The sequence below is a fragment of the Neobacillus vireti genome (assembly GCF_001026695.1).
Taxonomy (GTDB): Bacteria; Bacillota; Bacilli; order Bacillales; family Cytobacillaceae; genus Neobacillus; species Neobacillus vireti.
The window spans coordinates 739,600-757,820 of sequence record NZ_LDNB01000002.1 but is presented as its reverse complement, the minus strand read 5'-3'; the positions used below and the strand labels follow the sequence as shown (position 1 = coordinate 757,820).

The following is an 18,221-nucleotide window of genomic DNA, read 5'->3' as shown; positions in this document are numbered from 1 at the left end:
TGGAATGCCTCTTATTCATATTATAAGAATTTATATTATTTCGACTTCGAGAATTGTCCAGCTCCAGCGCCCTAGCGGCTAATGTCCTTCGCTCTCCGCCCTACGATAAGTCAACATCGGTTCGCTCCGCTCACCGTGTTTCCTTTATCTCAGTTGGAGCGCTCCAGGCCATACGCCGCCGAACAGGGCGCTTGCGCTTTTCTTATTCAATTAACCCCGTATCAGCAATTTGAACTTTTGTTTTGACCTTAAAGGTGATAGCAGGATAAATCCGCTTCCATTGTTCCCAATCGTCATTATTGAAATGACGGGAACGGTAGCGGAGGCCAAAGCCTATCGGGTCGAGATTCGCTTTTTGAATTTTTACAAGTACCTTTTCTACTTCCCGATTTAACGACTTTTCGGTGGCTTTCTCATAGGTTGATAAATTTTCGTTAGGTACACGTCGGGTCGCTTCCTCCAATGTGCCCTCTACCGAAACATTTACCTTTATAAACGGAGCTTTTCCTCTAGGTGTATGAATTTTATATTTCGTTTTAACTTTGTGTGTGTCGATGACGATCGTTGTGTTTCCTTTCGTAACTTTACTTGCACTCTTTTCCTCCCGCCCTCTTAAAAAATTAAGGATTTTGGTTTCTTCGGGATTTAGTGTCAACATCATACGGCTTTTATTAAAAAGTCCGACCGTATTAATTTCAAAATGATCCTTTTTCGCTTCAATAATTGGCAGGATTGGATCGATGCCCCTTTCGATTAATTTATATTTCATATCAAATATGAATTCCGAGATGACATAAGGTGTTTCTGACCCCTCTTTCCCTAATGAAAGAAGCAAGGCATTTGACGGCATACTTTCTCCTTTAGGATTCACCTTTAAAACAGCCAGGGCACTTGGTTTTGCAATGGCTGTCCAGGCAATCCCCTGAATATCTCTTCTTCTTGAAAACCAATAATAGATACCTGCATTTCCCTTTTCTTTGACGACATCTTCACTTAACACAATGACTTTTGCATGACTGAAATCAACTTCTTTATCCACTTTTGTCTTGATGATTCTAACCGCTTCTGACATGGAGTCTGCACTTTCTGAGACAATAGCGAACTCATTCGGATTATCTTTTGATGGACTTGGAACAGCAAACTTTAGACTGACAAGGTATTTTTTGGGACTATTCTTCGCAATATCCACACCAATACTGACAACAAAAAATCGCTTATCGATGTCTTTAAAGCCGCATCCGTTTAATAAGAATATTGAGAGAAGAATGATGACCATCCATCCCCATTTGCCGAATAATTTCAAGTAGTCCGCCTCCTAGCCCAAAAGAAGAATGAACCGACAAGAATGATTTCGAACCCGAGACGAACGATCATCCAATAAACCGTGAGTTTATCTAAGAGGAGCGCATTTAGAAAAATAACTCCGACAATCGAACACCCAGCAAAGGAGGCGAGGACGAGCCAATTCTTTTTGTTGCTCACTTTTTCTTTAAACGTTCCCTTCAATAATTCGAAAGCAATATGCCAATGAACCGAGACACTAATAAGCGTAATGCTCATGTAGAACATTAGAAATAAGAAGATGACCCGTTCGATCGGACTATATGTCAACCTAAGTGAGTCTGATGTCGATATCCATGGATAAAGATATTGCTGTGCTCCATCTGATCCATGAAAACCAATCGGAATGAGGAAAGTAGTAAATAAATTTACCAAGCCAAGAAAAAAGATGACAATTAAATTCCAATTCTTTAATTTTCCCTTTATGACGCGATTAAAAATAATTAGGTTTGCATAACCGGAAAAACAATAGGTGGCAGCAGCTATCGACTTGAGGCTTGGTCTTTCAAATATATGCGTTCCAACCTCTAGTATTGAGTCCCAGCTTAGAAATTCATTTGTAAAAGCTTTAAAAATAATAAATCCAATTAATGGGAGATTGAGGAATAAGACTATTTCTAGAATATACATGACCCGATCTGTTGGAAGCTGAATGATGAGAAAAATCGCCGCCAAATAAATCGCAAGCAATGATAACTTTGGCATTTCCGGATTTACAAATCGGCTTAAAATATCGATAAAGCCAATCAGGGTAATTAATCCGGCTGAGAACCAGATAATTTGAAAGCCGCCAAGGTGGAGTATTTTCAACCATCTATGCTTAGAATCGGCAGTTATCTCAGGCAAACCTTGTTCCGGGAACTTGGTAATTGTCTTGGTGTAAAAATAATTAAGGACAATCCCTATCGGAACGGCGATTAATATACCCATTACAGCACCCTTATAGCGATATTCAATCAAAATTTTTGGCACAAAAATAATCACATTAGCGAGCATGTTCAATAAAACCAAATATAAATAATAACGATTCAATACCCTCCCCTCCAAACAGTTACCTATTCTTTACTTGGTTTACTTTGAATTAACGTAAGAAATGGCTCGCCGAAGCTGTCAAGTTTAACCATATAGGCGATCAGCATGAAGAACCCCACGACAACACCAACTAGTCCGAATAACGTCCCTAGTGCTAAGACAAAGTATTTCATGATCCTTAGCGTAAAGCTGAATGCGTTAATAGGAATGACAAAATTAGAAATGGCTACTGACGAGGTAATGATAATCATAATATTACTGACCAGACCGGCTTCCGTTGCCGCCTGTCCTAAAATCAAGCCGCCTACGGTCGTTGCTGTAGGTCCGATGGCTTTTGGCAAGCGTATACTTGCTTCCGTCAGCATTTCCATCATAAATAACATTAGTAACACTTCTATAAATGATGGATATGGAACACTCATCCGGCTGCCAGCAATGCTTAAGGCTAATTGAACCCTGAATAACTCTGGATTATAGCTGGTGACGGCAACATATAACCCTGGGAGAACAAGGCTGGTCAAAAAGCCGATATACCTGAGTATTTGTAAGAATTTTGTCACCCAATAGGTTTGATAGATATCTTCCATGGAAGACATAAAATCTTTCATAACAGTTGGCAAAACAACCGCAAACGGCGAGCCGCTGACGAGGATAATAATTTTCCCGGCTGCTAAATTCACCGCTACCCTATCAGGTCTTTCCGTCACAAGCATAACGGGGACGAGGGCCCTATTGCTTTTTTTAATAATATCTAACAACTGCTCGCCGGTTTGAAACATATGTACATCAATGGAAGCTAAAAATTGTTTAATTCTAGTTACTGTATCCGGGTCAGCGCGCATTGCATCATGAATAATCATCACATCTGTCTTTGAAACGGTTCCAACCGTTGTTGACTCGACATTTAATGAAGTTTGCGGGTAACGCTTGCGAATGAGCCCTAGGTTTGTCGGCAAGCTTTCACTAAACCCCGATTGCGGGCCTTGAATCGTCGTCTCCACAGTTGTATCTAAAACGGAGTTATTACGGTCCACTTTACTATCAAATAAAAATATGGAATTCTGATAAAAAAGAATCGCCGTACCTTTTATTACCTCATCAAGGGATTTCTGTTCGCTTTCAAATGATATTACTAACGGGCTCGATTGAAGATAATCTAAAAATAAATCTGGACTAGATATTTCAAAAAAAGGTTTAAGCAATTTATCTTGAATAATCGTTTCGTCGCTAATCGTTTTTATATATAAAGCTTCAATATACTTTTCTTTTGTATGAAATTCCTTAAATACAACATCTTCTGCCGGGCGAATTTTATTTTTGAGACTGTCTTTGATGGATTGGACTTGATTAATTGCCATTTATCTACCTCTTTAACAAACTACTTTCAACCTAATTTTCCACAATGATTGGTATTTTATTCTAAATATATTTATCCGCTAAAAATTACGCACGAATAGGATAATATGTTTTAATAGCTATAGGAAAAATTTTTTATCGGGGCATGATTTAATTAGCTCAGCAATGGCGGTTTTCGATATTTTTTTATTGAAAGGAATACGATTGTGTTTAGAACGATTGCAGTCAAAAAAAATAATGAATTAATTAAAGATTTGGAAATAACTGAGTTAGTGTCTGGGGATTTTAAATGGTACTGGATTGATTTTCAGCAGCCAGATAAAGAAGAAATTGATTTTTTACGGAGTCCACTCTCCTTCCATCCTTTGGCGATTGAAGATTGTATACACCATCTCCAAAGACCAAAGCTTGATTATTATGATGACTATGACTTTTTTGTGGCCCAAGCATTGAACCAAAAAACGATAACGAGAGAAGAGGTTAACCTCTTTCTCAGTCGAAACTATATCGTAACCTTTCATCATGAACCATCAGGAGAAATTGACGATGTTTGGAATCGTTTTAGTCAATCGACAAACATAGAGCAATGGGACCCCTCCCACGTTCTCTATCATGTTTTTGATAAAATGGTTGACAATTATTTTCCGTTAGTTAATCAAATTGATGATACGTTAAATGAAATTGATGAGAATTCAAAAGGAAGATCGATGGAGGCGCTGCTCAAGGATTTATTTGAAACAAGACATGATCTTCTCTCGTTAAGACATACCATTTCCCCTATGAGAGATCTTTTGTACCGGATTCTTAATTCGCAGCGCCTAACTAGTGTCATAGAAAAAAGAGCCTATTTCTCTGATATTTATGATCATTTGCTAAAATTAACGGAAATGATTGAAGCCAGCCGGGAACTTACCACCGACATACGCGACAGCTATATTTCGATTAATTCGAATGAAACAAACCATGTCATGAAGGTCTTGACGGTCATCACGACCATCTTCATGCCGCTCACCTTTATCGTCGGTGTTTATGGAATGAACTTTACAAACATGCCTGAATTAAATTGGAAGTATGGCTATTTCGGCGCGCTTGGCCTGATGGTTTTAATTGCAGCCGGGATGACTCTATGGTTTATAAAAAAAGGATGGTTTAAATAGCGAAAAGTGTATAATAGGAAAGTATGAAAATTTAGAAAGGGGAATACGAAATGGCTAGTATCAATACAGAAGAAACAATAAAATTACTGACAGATCTAGTGTCAATTCCAAGCCCGTCCGGCAACACAAATGAGGTCATTACTTTTGTTGAGAAGTTCTTTGCCGAACTTGCTATTGAAACGAAAAGGAATCGAAAAGGCGGTTTAATTGCCACGATTGAAGGTAGTGATTCAAGCAGACAACGGATGCTGACTGCACATGTTGATACACTTGGGGCAATGGTGAAGGAAATTAAACCAAGCGGCAGATTAAAAATCGATTTGATCGGCGGATTTAAATACAATTCCATCGAAGGCGAATACTGTCAGATTGAAACAAGCAGCGGAAAAATTTATACAGGCACAATCCTCATGCACCAAACCTCGGTCCATGTATATAAGGATGCAGGCAAAGCAGAACGCAATCAGGAAAATATCGAAATTCGAATCGATGAAAAAGTACATACTGCTGAACAAGTTCGTGCACTGGGAATTGAAGTAGGTGATTTTGTTTCGTTCGACCCGAGGGTGGAAGTGACTCCGAGCGGCTACGTTAAATCCCGTCACTTGGATGATAAAGCAAGTGTCGCCATCCTTCTGCAACTAATCAAACAGCTTAAAACGGAAAAAATTACATTGCCATATACGACACACATTTTAATTTCGAACAATGAAGAAATTGGCTATGGAGGAAACTCGAATATTAGCCCGGAAACGGTGGAATATTTAGCCGTCGATATGGGGGCCATGGGTGACGGGCAGTCAACGGATGAATACACGGTTTCCATTTGTGCAAAGGATGCAAGCGGACCGTACCACTATGAATTACGTAAACATTTAGTTCGCCTTGCCGAAGAAAATAAGATCGAATATAAACTGGATCTTTACCCATTCTACGGTTCTGATGCGTCAGCCGCCATTCGTTCTGGCCACGACATTGTCCACGGTTTAATTGGCCCGGGGATTGATTCATCCCATGCCTTTGAACGGACACACAAATCATCAATTGAAAATACAGCAAAGCTCTTATATCATTATGTACAATCCAATTTAGTTGCTAATAATTAGTAGTTCAAAATCCCTCTTTTTCCATAAATTATTTTTTATACGAAAAGACCGGAAATATAATAAATCCGGTCTTTTTTTGTTCAATTGTTGAAATGAAAATGTAACAATAATGTAATTTTAATTAATTTCTAATCAAATTTTTATTGCATCTAACAAAAAAGCACATTATGATAATAAAGTCAGTTATTAGGAAAAGAAATGGGAAAAGACATCCATTCTTCCGAACTACTACTCTGACATTTCACAAATAAAGGAATTTTTCCTGTTAATAATATTTACATTTGGGGGCAAATCCGCCATGTTTGAAAGATTTAAAGACTTTATGACAAACCAAAAGCTAAAGTGGCTTGGCCGGTTTGTTTACTATTTATTGATCCTGCTTTTATTATTCTTTATGTACGGATTTAATGATGCAAGTGCAGGTTCCTATATTTACAACGATTTTTAAGGAGGGGCAGCCAACTATGAATATGTTAAACACGATTAGAGATTATGCACAGAAACAGCCAGAAACAATTGCCTATATTTCTCCAGAATCGGAAATCACCTATAGCGAACTTTGGCGGCAATCTGAACAAGTGGCTGCATTTTTGTTACAACAAAATATTAAAAAACATACACCTATTTTAGTTTACGGTCATATGGAACCATCGATGATCACTGCCTTCCTAGGCAGTGTAAAAGCTGGGCATTCATATATACCTGTTGATACTTCGATTCCAATGGAACGGGTTATCCATATCATTAATAGTGCCCAAACAGAATTGGTCATCAATGTTTCAGGGCAAGTGATGGAGCTTGACGCTTTTTCGAACACAGTTGTCGATTACGATAAAATCATCTCAGAAGATGCTTCTATAGTGCCAATTGACCCCAAAGGGTGGGTCGCAGGCGAAGAAAATTTCTATATTATTTATACATCTGGAAGTACGGGTAATCCTAAGGGAGTGCAAATTTCCGCTAATAATTTGCAAAGCTTTGTCGATTGGATGGTTGAAGACTTTCCAATCAATGGCCAGCTTCGCTTTTTAAATCAAGCACCCTATTCTTTTGATTTGTCCGTGATGGATATTTATCCGGCGCTTGCCAGCGGGGGAACTATTTTTGCGATTACAAAAGAAATGATTGCAAGACCAAAACTGTTATTTCAAGCATTGAAAACATCTGAAACACAGGTCTGGACTTCAACTCCTTCTTTTGTTCAGATGTGTTTAATGGATCCATCATTTACACAAGAACTGCTTCCTGAACTAAGAGTATTTTTATTTTGCGGGGAAATTCTCCCTGGTGAGATTTGCCGGCAGCTGTTAGAGCGATTCCCTAATGCAAAAATATTTAACACCTATGGTCCAACGGAAGCGACAGTCGCCGTCACGTCGATTGAGGTTACCGCTGAGATGCTGGACCAATATCAGAATCTCCCGATCGGTAAGCCAAAAGCAGATACACGGATCGTATTTCTTGACGAAAATGGCGCTCAAGTCCAGCAGGGAGAAAAAGGCGAAATGATCATTGTCGGTCCTAGTGTAAGCAAAGGCTATTTAGGTGAGCAGGAGCTGACTGAAAAGTCCTTTTTTAAATTTGAAGGGGAACAGGCCTATCGCACAGGCGATGCAGCCTATGAAAATCAGGAAGGGCTCATTATGTATAAAGGCCGGATCGATTTTCAAATTAAACTTCACGGCTACCGCATGGAATTAGAGGAGATTGAATATCATATTGCCAATTCAAAATATGTGAAATCAGCAGCGGTAGTCCCAATCTATCAAAATGATAAAATCGAGTATTTATTGGCAGCGATTATCCCTGCCAGCCATGATTTCGAAAAAGACTATCAATTAACGAGTGCAATAAAAAAAGAACTTGCTGAGGTAATCCCTGCTTATATGATTCCAAGAAAGTTCTCTTACTATGAAGATCTTCCGATGACACCTAACGGAAAGATGGATCGAAAAAAATTTAGGGAAATGGTATTACAATGACACCATATGGTTCTTTTACTTTCTTTTTCATCCTTGCTGTTCTATTAGCACCAACCATTATACTTGGTTTACAGGGAAAAAGATTTCAAAGCTATAATTTATTTGTGACGGTTATTGCCTTAGCCGTAATATTCTCATCGTCACTTAATCAAGCAATCGCCTTATGCTTATTTACAATTTGGCAAGTAGTGTTAATTAAGTCCTATCTCGCCTATCGAAAAAAAGCCAATCGTGATTCTATTTTTTACTTAGCAGTCATTCTCTCAATTCTGCCTTTGATTCTATCAAAGGTAATGCCATATTTTTCCACGATGAACTTGATTGGTTTTCTTGGAATTTCTTATCTGACCTTTAAGGGGACACAATTAATAATGGAGACACGGGATGGCCTGATAAAGTCTAATCTGCCACTCCCCCGCCTCCTCTATTTTATTTTGTTCTTCCCGACCATTTCATCTGGTCCGATTGACCGTTACCGCCGCTTTGAGAAAGAATTAGCACTCGACATTAGCGCGGAGCAATATAAACTTTTACTCTATGAAGGGCTTAATAAAATCTTTTTGGGCTTTTTATATAAATATATTATCGGCTATTCAATTAATCACTTTTTTATCAGCCAATTAAGGTTTATCTCTCATAGCGAATTTCAGAATCACCTATACTATATGTATTCATATAGCTTATATCTCTTTTTTGATTTTGCGGGATATAGTGCTTTTGCAATTGGTGTTAGTTATATTATGGGGGTCAAATCCCCGGAAAACTTTAATAAGCCATTCCTAAGCCGCAATATTAAAGACTTCTGGAATCGCTGGCACATGAGTCTTTCCTTTTGGTTCAGAGACTATGTATATATGCGGTTTATCTTTTGGATGACGAAGAAGAAATGGATTAAAAATCGTAACCTCCTTTCCAATCTTGGCTATATTTTATTGTTTTTATTAATGGGGGTATGGCATGGATTGGCACTGCAATATATCATTTATGGAGCATACCATGCCTTGTTAATGGTTGCTTACAATTCGTTCGAACGGTTTAATAAGAAGCACAAATGGTGGCCGCAAAACAAAGTCACCCATATTGTGGCGATTATTATTACCTTCCATGTTATTTGCTTTGGTTTTTATATTTTCTCAGGACAATTATTTCATAAAGGGGTTTGATCACTATGGATTTCAAAAATGAGGTTATTTCATTATTAGCGGAAATTTGTCAAGACGATGTTGTAAAGGAAAATCCAGATATCGATTTATTTGATGCCGGTTTATTAGATTCTTTTGGAACAGTTGAATTGCTTGTACAGGTCGAAGAACGCTTTGGCATTCTCGTACCAATTACCGAGTTCGATCGCGATGTTTGGAATACACCAAACAACATCGCCATTCAGCTGGCTGATATGAAATGAAAAAAGCTTTATTCACACCAATGATGCTGGCATTTCTTGTGCTGGTAATCTTGGTTTTGCTGCCGAATAAATGGATTGAAGGCATGATTCCCGAAAATAGAATTGATCAAGCATCAACAGAATTAAATCCATTTATGTTTCAAGGAAAGTATGTCCAACAAAAAATGCTCGAGGATAAACATTTTTTGCCAATCTATGGTTCCTCTGAGCTTGCACGGCTTGACCGGTTCCATCCGGTCAATTATTTCAAAGAAACAGGAGAAGATTTTACACCATTTCTCGTTGGCCGCGGCGGGACTGAATCCTTAATTCATTTTTTGAATTTTTCGGAGCATACCGATCAGCTTAAAGGAAAGAAAATCGTGTTCGTTTTGTCACCGCAGTGGTTTCAGCCAAATGGGACAGACGAATCACACTTTGCGCCCAATTATTCTTCCCTTCAAGGATACGATCTTGCTTTTAATAAAAAAGTCAATCCGACTGTAAAGAAAATGGCGATTCAACGTCTATTAACTTTCTCACCAATCAAAAACGATCCGATGTTATCAATTATGTTTAAAGCGGAGATAACGAATGACCCTTGGACCAAACGAGGGGCAGCTATCGTTCGTCCCTTCGCCAGTGCCTACCGTGATTTAATGGTGAAAAAGGATCTCTATTACACCTTGGCAGGCGGAACTTCCCGGAATCGTGAAATTAGCTCGAAGGTAAATAATATGTCATGGGAACAATTAGCAGTTCAGGCCGAACAGGTTGGGAAAAGAAAATCAACAAACAACCCATTCTATGTAAGTGACTACCAATATGACAAAATAAAAAAAATGGTCCCTTCTTTAAAAGATAAGAAAGGTAAGGCTTCCTATGGGAAGTCCCCTGAATATGATGACTTTCAACTCGTACTCGATCTTCTAAAGGAATCTGGGGCACAGCCTTTGTTTATTTCTGTTCCGGTAAACGGAAATTGGTACGACTATACAGGTTTTCCAAAGGAAGGCCGCACCTCGTATTACGAACGGATTAAGAAACAAATTGAGTCAGAAGGCTTTCAAATTGCCGATTTCTCCGACCATGAATATGATCCTTATTTCATGAAGGATACGATTCATATTGGCTGGAAAGGCTGGGTTTATACAGATAAAGCAATAAAAGAATTTTACGAAGGTAAGGAAATATCAACAAAGCTGAATCAATAGATGGGATATTACTAGAAAACACGTCTATTTAGAGTTATAATGTTCTTGATCAAAATACCCAGCGCCGGGAGATGAAGAAATGTTTTCAAATATTGGTGTTCCAGGATTAATTCTGATTCTAACTGTTGCTTTAGTGATCTTTGGACCGAATAAATTACCTGAGATTGGACGTGCCTTTGGCAAATCAATCCGTGAATTTAAAAAAGCCACCGATGGGATTGCGGAAGATATTAAGGAAGAATTAAAAGCAGATATCAAAGAAGCGAAACAAGAAGATATCAACTTAAAAAAGTAACCTATTATTAAAAATCCTCTGTTATAGTATCAGAGGATCAGGCTGTCGAGAAACCCTCGTCAGCCTTTTATTTTATCCAATTACTTTAAAAGTTTACCCCGTTAATTTTGTTATAATACTTTTATTGGGTCTATGCAAATTGTCTGTTGATCTCCGCTCCAGGCGGCTTCGCTTTCCGCGGGCGTGCCGGGGAGCCTCCTCGGCGCTAAAGCGCCTGCGGGGTCTCCCCTGCCCCGTACTCCCGCAGGAGTCTTCGCCGCCTTCCGCTCCAATCAACAGAGTTAAACAATAAAGATCCTACACACATTCAATAAATAAAAAATGGTGAAATAAATGCTTTAACCAAGAGAGTCTACCCAAAATGAATTTGAATTTGTGTCTATTGATGAATTGGTTCCAATTGTTCAGCTTCTTTGTTAAATTGACAAAAATATTGAGTTTTTATTTCTTCTTTAAAAAGATCACCCTTAATATAGTGAGGATAACGGCCGAAAATCTGATCCTAACGGGTTTCCTTCACGTGCAAAAGTTGCATTAAAAATCACACGAATTCTGAAACATTAATCACAAAATAATTACCAATAATAACAGCTAAAAAAGAGCACAAAATGCGCTCTTTTTTTAGTTGTTATTATTTATCCACAGATATTATTGCATTTCAAGAGTAGATACCGAGAAAAAAGCAACATACCCCAAGGCAGCAAAAAGTTGTAAAATAATCCAGACAATACTACAAATTAAACTTGCTAACACCGTGCATATTGCAACTCACATAGCAAGGTTATAAGTGTGTTGCAAAACTTTAAGTTGATATGGATCCCTGTTGATTGGAGCGGAGGGCACTCGACTCCTGCGGGATTGAGAGGTCACGGGAGACCCCGCAGGCGCCAAAGCGCCGAGGAGGCTCCCGGACCTCCCCGCGGAAAGCGAGTGCCAGGAGTGGAAATCAACAGGCCGATTTGCAGGGATCATCAATTAATAAAAAATTGCCGAGAAATATATACTTTCTCGACAATCTGGGATTTTTTTAGTTGTATTTATTCCCTTTTCAACATTTCCTTTATCTTAAGGTTATGCTGTTTGGCTTGATCAAGTAGTTGATTGAGAAGGACTGCTGCTTTCTTATCATCCTTTTTCTCTACTGCAAGTCTTAATTCATGGAACGTTTTCCAATGTCCCAAATGTTTTTCTCCATGTGCCTTTTTGATAAATTCCTCTTTCGTTAACTTGCCTTCATCGAATTGCTTTTTAAGCTCTTCCATTTTGGCCATCTTCTCTTTTTTCCACCGTTCCCGCTTTTCGGCATTTTCTGGGCTCAACCATTCGTTCCGAAGAGTCTTCTTTTCCGCAAGAACTTTTGTCCATTCACTCTTCTTATCCGGTGTATATTTGTCCACCCATGTAAGCAGCTTCTGCTCTTTTTCCGCCATATGGGCATGCCAATCCCGGTGCATCATATGGTGATGATGCTCCTTCCCTTCTTGGCAATCACATGGTGAATCTTCCCGTTGTTCCCCCTTGGTGTCAGGCACCTTACCGTTTGCCGCAGCGAAACTCGGAATAGTTAATACTAACCCTAAGGTCAAACATAACATTTTCAGTTTCATCATTTTCTCCTTTCGTACTTCCATATTTAAAAAATATAACCAGTTTTTTCCGGCACGGATTTAGCATTCCCAATTTGTTGAAAAAAATTTACCAATTTGACATAAATTTAGTGATAATACTCTTGAGAAATCATTAAAAATATTGTATTCTAAGCATATAGAGGATATGTGAAATATTTCACAATACATATAAGAACATTTGCTTATTTTTTTAAAGTTAATTGTGAAATATTTCACAATTAAAAAGAGAAAAAAATCTATTAATGGGTGTAAGGAGTGGAGAATGATGACAAGACCAAAAATCGTAATCCTAGGAGCAGGATATGGCGGACTCATCACAAGTAAAAGCCTAGAAAAATTATTAAAATCAGGCGAAGCAGATGTTACCTTAATTAATAAACATGATTATCATTACCTGACAACACAGCTTATTAAAACTGGAGCAGGAACAGCTGCAGACCGGCAAATTGCTCTCTCAATTCCCGAGCTAATCAATTCTAGCAAAACACATTTTCTTAAAGCAGCTGTGTCTACAGTTGATATTAAGAAACAAGAGGTCCACCTCGAAGACGGGAATACAGTTCCATATGATTATTTATTAATCGCACTGGGATTTGAAGTGGATACATTTGGGGTTCCTGGTGTGAAAGAAAATGCCTTTGAAATTCGCAGTTTTAGAAGTTCAAAAGCGATTTACCATCATATCATTAAACAATTTAATCTTTATAAAGAAGATCACGACCCTTCTCGATTAACCTTTGTTGTCGCTGGCGGCGGCTTTACTGGAATTGAGATGCTTGGGGAATTAGCAGACGGTCTACCTAAACTGTGTAAGCAGCATGATATTCCATTTGAAAAGATCCGGATTGTCGCTGTTGAGGCTGCACCATCTGTTATACCGTTTTTCCCTAAGCAATCGATCCTATATACAACATTGGTGTTAGAAAAACGCAATATTGAGTTAATAACAGGACGGAAAATGCTGGAATGCACGCCTGAAAAAATTCGTCTTGAAAATAACATCGATATCCCAACTCGGACGTTAATTTGGTCTTGCGGTGTAAAAGGAAATACCATCGTTCAAAATTGGGGACTACCGATTGAAAAAGGAAAAATACCAGTAGACGCTTGCCTTCGCGTAAAAAACATGAAAAACGTCTTTAGTATCGGTGACTGCTCCTTATTCATGAAGGATGAGAAAAATGCATTACCGCCAACCGCTCAAGTAGCATTGCAACAAGCACCTGTATGTGCGAAAAACATTGTCGCCACATTGCGGGGAGAAACATTAAAACCGTTTGAATATCACCATAAAGGCTCAGTCGCTTCACTTGGACTGATGGCTGCCGTTGGTAAAGTAGGTAACTTCCGCTTATCCGGTTTATTTGGAGCATTTATGAAACAGGTGATTGAAGCCCGCTATTTATTTAACCTTGGCGGCCCGGCCCTAATCATTAAGCAGCACTTTGGCGTCAGTCGTGAACCTGTAAAGGTAACGGCAAAACAGTAATAGAACTAATTAACATGCTTATTTTCCCTGGCAGCAGGGTTCCCTCCCCTGCTTGCCAATTGATTAGATAAATGACATCAGCCTTCAATCCCCCAATTTAAGGCTGACAGCCCCATTTCAATTATCTGAAATGGGGCTGAACTATTAAATCCACTCTAAAAACTCAAGACGATTCCCAAATGGGTCATGAACATGAATTCTGCTCGCTCCCGGGAGATTATCGTCTTCCGTAAATGCAACAGCCTTCTCCTGAAGGCGCTTTTTTAACTCTTCAATGTTTTCTACAACAAATGCTGGGTGAGCTTTCTTAGCCGGTGTAAATGGTTCTTCCACTCCAATATGGATTTGAAATGCTCCAAATTCAAACCAAACCCCGCCGCGTTTCTTTAATTCCTCTGGCTTTTCAACTTCAGTTAATCCGAGGATTTCTCCAAAAAATTCTCTCGCCGCCATTTCACAGCCCTTCGGTGCAGCAAGCTGGACATGATCGATTTTTTTAATTACAAACGACATCATGATTCCCCCATTTATTCCATTCTTACCTTCCTTTATTATTTTACAAAAAATCTAATTTTCCATCAAATCAGACCAATTAAAAAAGCTATTCCGACTAAACGGAAATAGCTTTCATAGAAATAAGAATGTATAAATTTCGACTTTGAGAATTGTCCAGCTCCACTAGCGGCTANCATCGGGCAGCGAAGCTCACCGTGTTTCCTTTATCTCAGTTGGAGCGCTCCAGGCCATACGCCGCTGAACAGGGCGCTTGCGCTTTTCTTATTAATAGACATCTTTTTTAGTAAAGACAAAAAATGAAACAAATACTGCGGCAGCCCACCAAACGAATAGGACCATAATGGAGAAGGAGAGATTCATTCCTTCAATCGGCGGCGCCGTTCCTTTCATATAGTCAGTTAACCGCAGATTGACCATAAAAAGGTATTTTGCCGTTTCCCATGAAGATACCATATTCGTTAGGATGGCTCCTGAAATGAGTGCCGCGAGCATTACACCCATTCCTGCCGCTGTACTGCGAATCAAAACAGACAGCATAAACGATAATGTCCCCACGACAATCGAGACAAACCAAACAAGTCCGAAATCCATCAATAAAAACTTCCACAGGCTAAGTAGTTTCACTTCAGAGGTATTTAACCCCGTTTCCGTCACATTAAACCCGGTTAAGATTGGTGCCCCCCAGCCCTTATAGCCAAATACCGACCCGGATATTAAATAAGAAAGGATTCCAGCCATCGCAATGATCAGTGAAATCGCTAAACAAAGGGTAATATATTTACTCAATAGCACCTTCCACCTCTTGACAGGCCTCGTCAGCAATAGCTTAATTGAACCTAAACTATGCTCCGAGGAAACCAAGTCGCTGGCAATGACCATGACCATTAATGGAAGAAATAAATCGATTGAGTTTTCCAAAAAGATTCTCATGAACGTTGGGGCACCTGGCTCTGCCGGATTGATATCATGGTCAAGATAATATTGCTGCTGCTTCAGGGATATTTGCAGCTGCTTCTTCCATTCGTCCTGCATTCGACTGCTGCTCAAGCGGTTCGTCGTATCGATTATCTGCTGTTGTAAAATGGTGCGCCAATCACTTGTGCCTAATTTTTCGCGTTGTGTTTGAACTTGTTTATATTGGGCATATGTAAATAACATAACGAGCACGCCGATAATAATCGCAATCACTATAAGCCGCTTCTTGGCAATCAGCTTCATCATTTCATTTTGAATCAATTTATTCAATCGTGTCACCCCCCGTTAGTTCGAGGAACAACTCTTCAAGCACCGGCATCTTTCGATTGATTTCAGTGACAGAAACACCCGCTTCAACCAGCTGTCTATTCCATTCTGGTGTCTTCTGTTCATTAAACTCGGTTAAGATGGTACCGTCTTCTTTTTCTTCAATCGTCGTTAAAGAACTTAATAGTTGTTTTCCCTTTTCTAGGGGAGAAATACGCCAAGCCACACGTTCCCGATTTGCAAGCAGGTGCTCGACGGTATCGACCCGAATTATCGCCCCTTTTGAAATAATCGCTACCCGGTCACAAAGTAATTGGATCTCACTCAATAAATGACTTGAAACAAGGACACTTAGGCCTTCTTTTTCTGCCAGATAGCGAATAAATTGCCTCATTTCACGGATTCCGGCAGGATCCAGACCATTCGTCGGTTCATCAAGAATCAATACCTTTGGCTCACCTAGTAGTGCTTGGGCAATTCCGAGTCGCTGTCTCATACCAAGAGAATAGGTCTTCACCTTATCGTGGATTCTTTCTGTTAAGCCCACAAGCTCCGTTACTTCTCTTATCCGCTTTTCCCCAATGCCCTCAATCATCCTCGCAAAATGAAGCAGATTATTATAGCCAGATAGATACGGATAAAGTTCAGGATTTTCAACGATGCAGCCTAGTTTATTCATCGCTTCCTGAAAATTTTCTTCAATATTGTACCCGCAAATCCGGACACTTCCTGATGTCGGTTTAATCAGACCGACAAGCATCCGGATAGTCGTTGTTTTTCCGGCTCCATTTGGTCCAAGGAACCCAAATACTTCTCCTTCGCGCAAATCGAAGGTCAATCCCTTGATAATTTCTCTTTTCCCGATTTCTTTTTTTAAGTCCTTAACGGACAAAGTGATATTTTTCTCCATGACCAAACTCTCCTTACCACGTGAGCAGTGAGGCTACACGTTCAGCAATTAAACGGTACCCTTTTGTATTTGGATGAAACTTGTCGGAATACAGATAATCGTTCACCTTTAACTCAAACAGGTCGAAGGTTGGCACAAAGACAATTTTCGGGAATGCCGCACTTACTTCAGCACTGTCATAATTCCAGTGACGAACTACTTTCGACATCTCCTTCCCTTGATCTAAATCAATAAATGGATTATACAGTCCAATGAAAAATACATTTGCATTGTGATTGTTCTTGCGAATTTCTTCAAGAATAAACTTTAGATTTTCCAGGTATTTCTTTTCGATTGCGGCTATCTCACCTGTATCAAAGTCTGCTAATCCTTGCCCGCCCCTAAACAAATCGTTGCCGCCAATCGTTACCAATACCATGTCTGCTTTTTCTATTTGCCTGCCAATTTCGGTTTGCTGCACCTGCTTCCTTAGCTGCGCGGATGTTTGCCCATTGATGCCAAGGTTGGTGAGCTGGACTGGACGCTTTGTTTTTTCCTTGATTTCATCGATTAAAACGCCTACGTAGCCTTTTCCTGTCTCATCACCCGTTCCTCTAGTTAATGAGTCACCTAATGCCACAATGGTTAACCCTTTTTTATTTTCGGCTTTCTTGGAAACAGAATTTACTTCGGGAACCTTTTCCGGTTTGCCGGCATAGTATTCCCCTACTGCCCAGCCAAGCCCAATTAGCCAGACGAGGCAAAAGAATACCGCTATGACAGTAATCGAGCGTATGACATTCTTATTCATATCTATCATCCTTTCTAGTTTTCCAAGACTTTATCGATGCTCGAAAAATTTCAACTCGATATTTTTTCAGCAAATAATAAAGAATGATAACGAAAGCCAATACGATGCCCGAGGCGATCAAATAATTCTTAATAATCTCGTGAAAAGTCTCCCATCTTGGACCAAGCATTTTACCTAAAAGAATAAAGGTAGCGACCCAAATCATCGACCCAAGAAAAGAGTATATAGAAAAAATCCTGAAATTCAGGCGGGTAATTCCGGCAAAATAGCCGGTAAGGTGCCTGACACCAGGGATAAATAATGAGGCGATTATCAGTTTGTTTCCGTATTTTTCAAACCATGCTGATGTTGAATCAAGGCGGTCGGGTCCTAAGTGGATCCGCCTGCCGTATTTTTCAAAGAAGGGCATGCCAAGTTTTTTACCAATCCAATAGGATAGAAATATCCCCAATATACAACCTGCCGCAGCAGAAAACACACATCCAATCCAGTTAAGCTGACCCTGAAAAGATAGGAAGCCTGCATAACACATCATCGTTTCAATTGGCAGTGGAAGCGCCATAATCCCCAGAGTTAAGGAGAGAAACAAGACAAGGTAGCCATACTCATTCATAAATGTTGTTAAAAATTGCAAGGATGCTTTCCCCCTCTTCCAAACATGGACATTTTTTACTTTATCGTCCTATTAGTATTTTATCCATACTTCACCAATATAGTAAATGATTTAGATTTATTTACTATAAAGAAAACTCGACGATTGGCGAGCCGTTAGGCGAAGA

Annotated in this window: 18 protein-coding genes; 9 read left to right on the top strand and 9 right to left on the bottom strand. The window is 39.4% G+C overall.

Annotated features, from left to right (window positions below):
• Nucleotides 1–202: 202 nt before the first annotated feature.
• From AA980_RS04010 to AA980_RS04000, 3 genes are read right to left on the bottom strand one after another with little or no spacing between them, the layout of a single operon-like run.
• Nucleotides 203–1,303 (bottom strand): Ger(x)C family spore germination protein, encoded by a 1,101-nt coding sequence (locus AA980_RS04010; RefSeq protein WP_024026896.1) that lies wholly within the window; start codon nucleotides 1,301–1,303, stop codon nucleotides 203–205.
• Nucleotides 1,300–2,373 (bottom strand): GerAB/ArcD/ProY family transporter, encoded by a 1,074-nt coding sequence (locus AA980_RS04005; protein WP_024026897.1) that lies wholly within the window; start codon nucleotides 2,371–2,373, stop codon nucleotides 1,300–1,302. The genes AA980_RS04010 and AA980_RS04005 overlap by 4 nt, the downstream gene beginning before the upstream one ends.
• 23 nt (nucleotides 2,374–2,396) lie before the next feature.
• Entirely contained in the window at nucleotides 2,397–3,731 is a 1,335-nt protein-coding gene (locus tag AA980_RS04000) for a spore germination protein (protein ID WP_024026898.1), read from the bottom strand.
• A gap of 204 nt (nucleotides 3,732–3,935) precedes the next feature.
• Here AA980_RS04000 and corA point away from each other — a divergent pair, with 204 nt between their 5' ends.
• From corA to AA980_RS03960, 8 genes are all read left to right on the top strand, one after another.
• Complete coding sequence (gene corA / locus AA980_RS03995; RefSeq protein ID WP_024026899.1) at nucleotides 3,936–4,886, top strand: magnesium/cobalt transporter CorA; 951 nt, start codon at nucleotides 3,936–3,938, stop codon at nucleotides 4,884–4,886.
• A 50-nt stretch (nucleotides 4,887–4,936) separates the two neighbouring features.
• Entirely contained in the window at nucleotides 4,937–5,992 is a 1,056-nt protein-coding gene (locus tag AA980_RS03990) for a M42 family metallopeptidase (protein WP_024026900.1), read from the top strand.
• A 298-nt stretch (nucleotides 5,993–6,290) separates the two neighbouring features.
• On the top strand, nucleotides 6,291–6,440 hold the full coding sequence (dltX, locus tag AA980_RS03985; protein ID WP_024026901.1) for a teichoic acid D-Ala incorporation-associated protein DltX: 150 nt from the start codon (nucleotides 6,291–6,293) through the stop codon (nucleotides 6,438–6,440).
• 16 nt (nucleotides 6,441–6,456) lie between these two features.
• Nucleotides 6,457–7,974 carry a D-alanine--poly(phosphoribitol) ligase subunit DltA gene (dltA, locus tag AA980_RS03980; protein WP_024026902.1) on the top strand — a complete coding sequence of 506 codons (1,518 nt, stop codon included), beginning with the start codon at nucleotides 6,457–6,459 and terminating at the stop codon, nucleotides 7,972–7,974.
• Entirely contained in the window at nucleotides 7,971–9,137 is a 1,167-nt protein-coding gene (gene dltB / locus AA980_RS03975) for a D-alanyl-lipoteichoic acid biosynthesis protein DltB (RefSeq protein WP_024026903.1), read from the top strand. The genes dltA and dltB overlap by 4 nt, the downstream gene beginning before the upstream one ends.
• 5 nt (nucleotides 9,138–9,142) lie before the next feature.
• Nucleotides 9,143–9,379 (top strand): D-alanine--poly(phosphoribitol) ligase subunit 2, encoded by a 237-nt coding sequence (gene dltC / locus AA980_RS03970; protein ID WP_024026904.1) that lies wholly within the window; start codon nucleotides 9,143–9,145, stop codon nucleotides 9,377–9,379.
• A complete protein-coding gene (dltD, locus tag AA980_RS03965; RefSeq protein WP_024026905.1) occupies nucleotides 9,376–10,572 on the top strand; it encodes a D-alanyl-lipoteichoic acid biosynthesis protein DltD in 1,197 nt (398 codons plus the stop codon). Before dltC ends, dltD begins: the two co-directional genes overlap by 4 nt.
• A 79-nt stretch (nucleotides 10,573–10,651) precedes the next feature.
• The gene (locus AA980_RS03960) at nucleotides 10,652–10,867 is read left to right on the top strand and encodes a twin-arginine translocase TatA/TatE family subunit (RefSeq protein ID WP_024026906.1); all 216 of its coding nucleotides are present in this window, start codon (nucleotides 10,652–10,654) and stop codon (nucleotides 10,865–10,867) included.
• A gap of 1,037 nt (nucleotides 10,868–11,904) precedes the next feature.
• Here the strand turns inward: AA980_RS03960 and AA980_RS25635 are convergent.
• Entirely contained in the window at nucleotides 11,905–12,477 is a 573-nt protein-coding gene (locus AA980_RS25635; RefSeq protein ID WP_156351211.1) for a hypothetical protein, read from the bottom strand.
• A 280-nt stretch (nucleotides 12,478–12,757) separates the two neighbouring features.
• Here AA980_RS25635 and AA980_RS03950 point away from each other — a divergent pair, with 280 nt between their 5' ends.
• The gene (locus AA980_RS03950; RefSeq protein WP_047771256.1) at nucleotides 12,758–13,984 is read left to right on the top strand and encodes an NAD(P)/FAD-dependent oxidoreductase; all 1,227 of its coding nucleotides are present in this window, start codon (nucleotides 12,758–12,760) and stop codon (nucleotides 13,982–13,984) included.
• Between the two features lie 144 nt (nucleotides 13,985–14,128).
• On the opposite strand, the gene AA980_RS03945 is transcribed toward AA980_RS03950, so the two are convergent.
• The 5 genes from AA980_RS03945 to AA980_RS03925 form a co-directional block, all read right to left on the bottom strand.
• Nucleotides 14,129–14,497, bottom strand: coding sequence for a VOC family protein (locus AA980_RS03945; RefSeq protein ID WP_024030723.1), 369 nt, complete (start codon nucleotides 14,495–14,497; stop codon nucleotides 14,129–14,131).
• A 267-nt stretch (nucleotides 14,498–14,764) separates the two neighbouring features.
• Nucleotides 14,765–15,745 (bottom strand): ABC transporter permease, encoded by a 981-nt coding sequence (locus tag AA980_RS03940; RefSeq protein WP_024030933.1) that lies wholly within the window; start codon nucleotides 15,743–15,745, stop codon nucleotides 14,765–14,767.
• The gene (locus AA980_RS03935; RefSeq protein ID WP_024030934.1) at nucleotides 15,738–16,652 is read right to left on the bottom strand and encodes an ABC transporter ATP-binding protein; all 915 of its coding nucleotides are present in this window, start codon (nucleotides 16,650–16,652) and stop codon (nucleotides 15,738–15,740) included. The genes AA980_RS03940 and AA980_RS03935 overlap by 8 nt, the downstream gene beginning before the upstream one ends.
• Nucleotides 16,653–16,665: 13 nt before the next feature.
• Entirely contained in the window at nucleotides 16,666–17,442 is a 777-nt protein-coding gene (locus tag AA980_RS03930; protein ID WP_024030935.1) for an SGNH/GDSL hydrolase family protein, read from the bottom strand.
• On the bottom strand, nucleotides 17,435–18,076 hold the full coding sequence (locus tag AA980_RS03925; RefSeq protein WP_024030936.1) for a DedA family protein: 642 nt from the start codon (nucleotides 18,074–18,076) through the stop codon (nucleotides 17,435–17,437). The genes AA980_RS03930 and AA980_RS03925 overlap by 8 nt, the downstream gene beginning before the upstream one ends.
• Nucleotides 18,077–18,221 lie beyond the last annotated feature (145 nt).

Coding starts and splice junctions, on each gene's coding strand:
- dltD (WP_024026905.1), top strand. CDS start 9,376: ATGAAAAAAGCTTTATTCACACCAATGATGCTGGCATTTCTTGTGCTG.
- AA980_RS03950 (WP_047771256.1), top strand. CDS start 12,758: ATGATGACAAGACCAAAAATCGTAATCCTAGGAGCAGGATATGGCGGA.
- dltC (WP_024026904.1), top strand. CDS start 9,143: ATGGATTTCAAAAATGAGGTTATTTCATTATTAGCGGAAATTTGTCAA.
- AA980_RS03945 (WP_024030723.1), bottom strand. CDS start 14,497: ATGTCGTTTGTAATTAAAAAAATCGATCATGTCCAGCTTGCTGCACCG.
- AA980_RS03935 (WP_024030934.1), bottom strand. CDS start 16,652: ATGGAGAAAAATATCACTTTGTCCGTTAAGGACTTAAAAAAAGAAATC.
- AA980_RS25635 (WP_156351211.1), bottom strand. CDS start 12,477: ATGATGAAACTGAAAATGTTATGTTTGACCTTAGGGTTAGTATTAACT.
- dltB (WP_024026903.1), top strand. CDS start 7,971: ATGACACCATATGGTTCTTTTACTTTCTTTTTCATCCTTGCTGTTCTA.
- AA980_RS04000 (WP_024026898.1), bottom strand. CDS start 3,731: ATGGCAATTAATCAAGTCCAATCCATCAAAGACAGTCTCAAAAATAAA.
- AA980_RS03960 (WP_024026906.1), top strand. CDS start 10,652: ATGTTTTCAAATATTGGTGTTCCAGGATTAATTCTGATTCTAACTGTT.
- dltX (WP_024026901.1), top strand. CDS start 6,291: ATGTTTGAAAGATTTAAAGACTTTATGACAAACCAAAAGCTAAAGTGG.
- dltA (WP_024026902.1), top strand. CDS start 6,457: ATGAATATGTTAAACACGATTAGAGATTATGCACAGAAACAGCCAGAA.
- AA980_RS03930 (WP_024030935.1), bottom strand. CDS start 17,442: ATGAATAAGAATGTCATACGCTCGATTACTGTCATAGCGGTATTCTTT.
- AA980_RS03990 (WP_024026900.1), top strand. CDS start 4,937: ATGGCTAGTATCAATACAGAAGAAACAATAAAATTACTGACAGATCTA.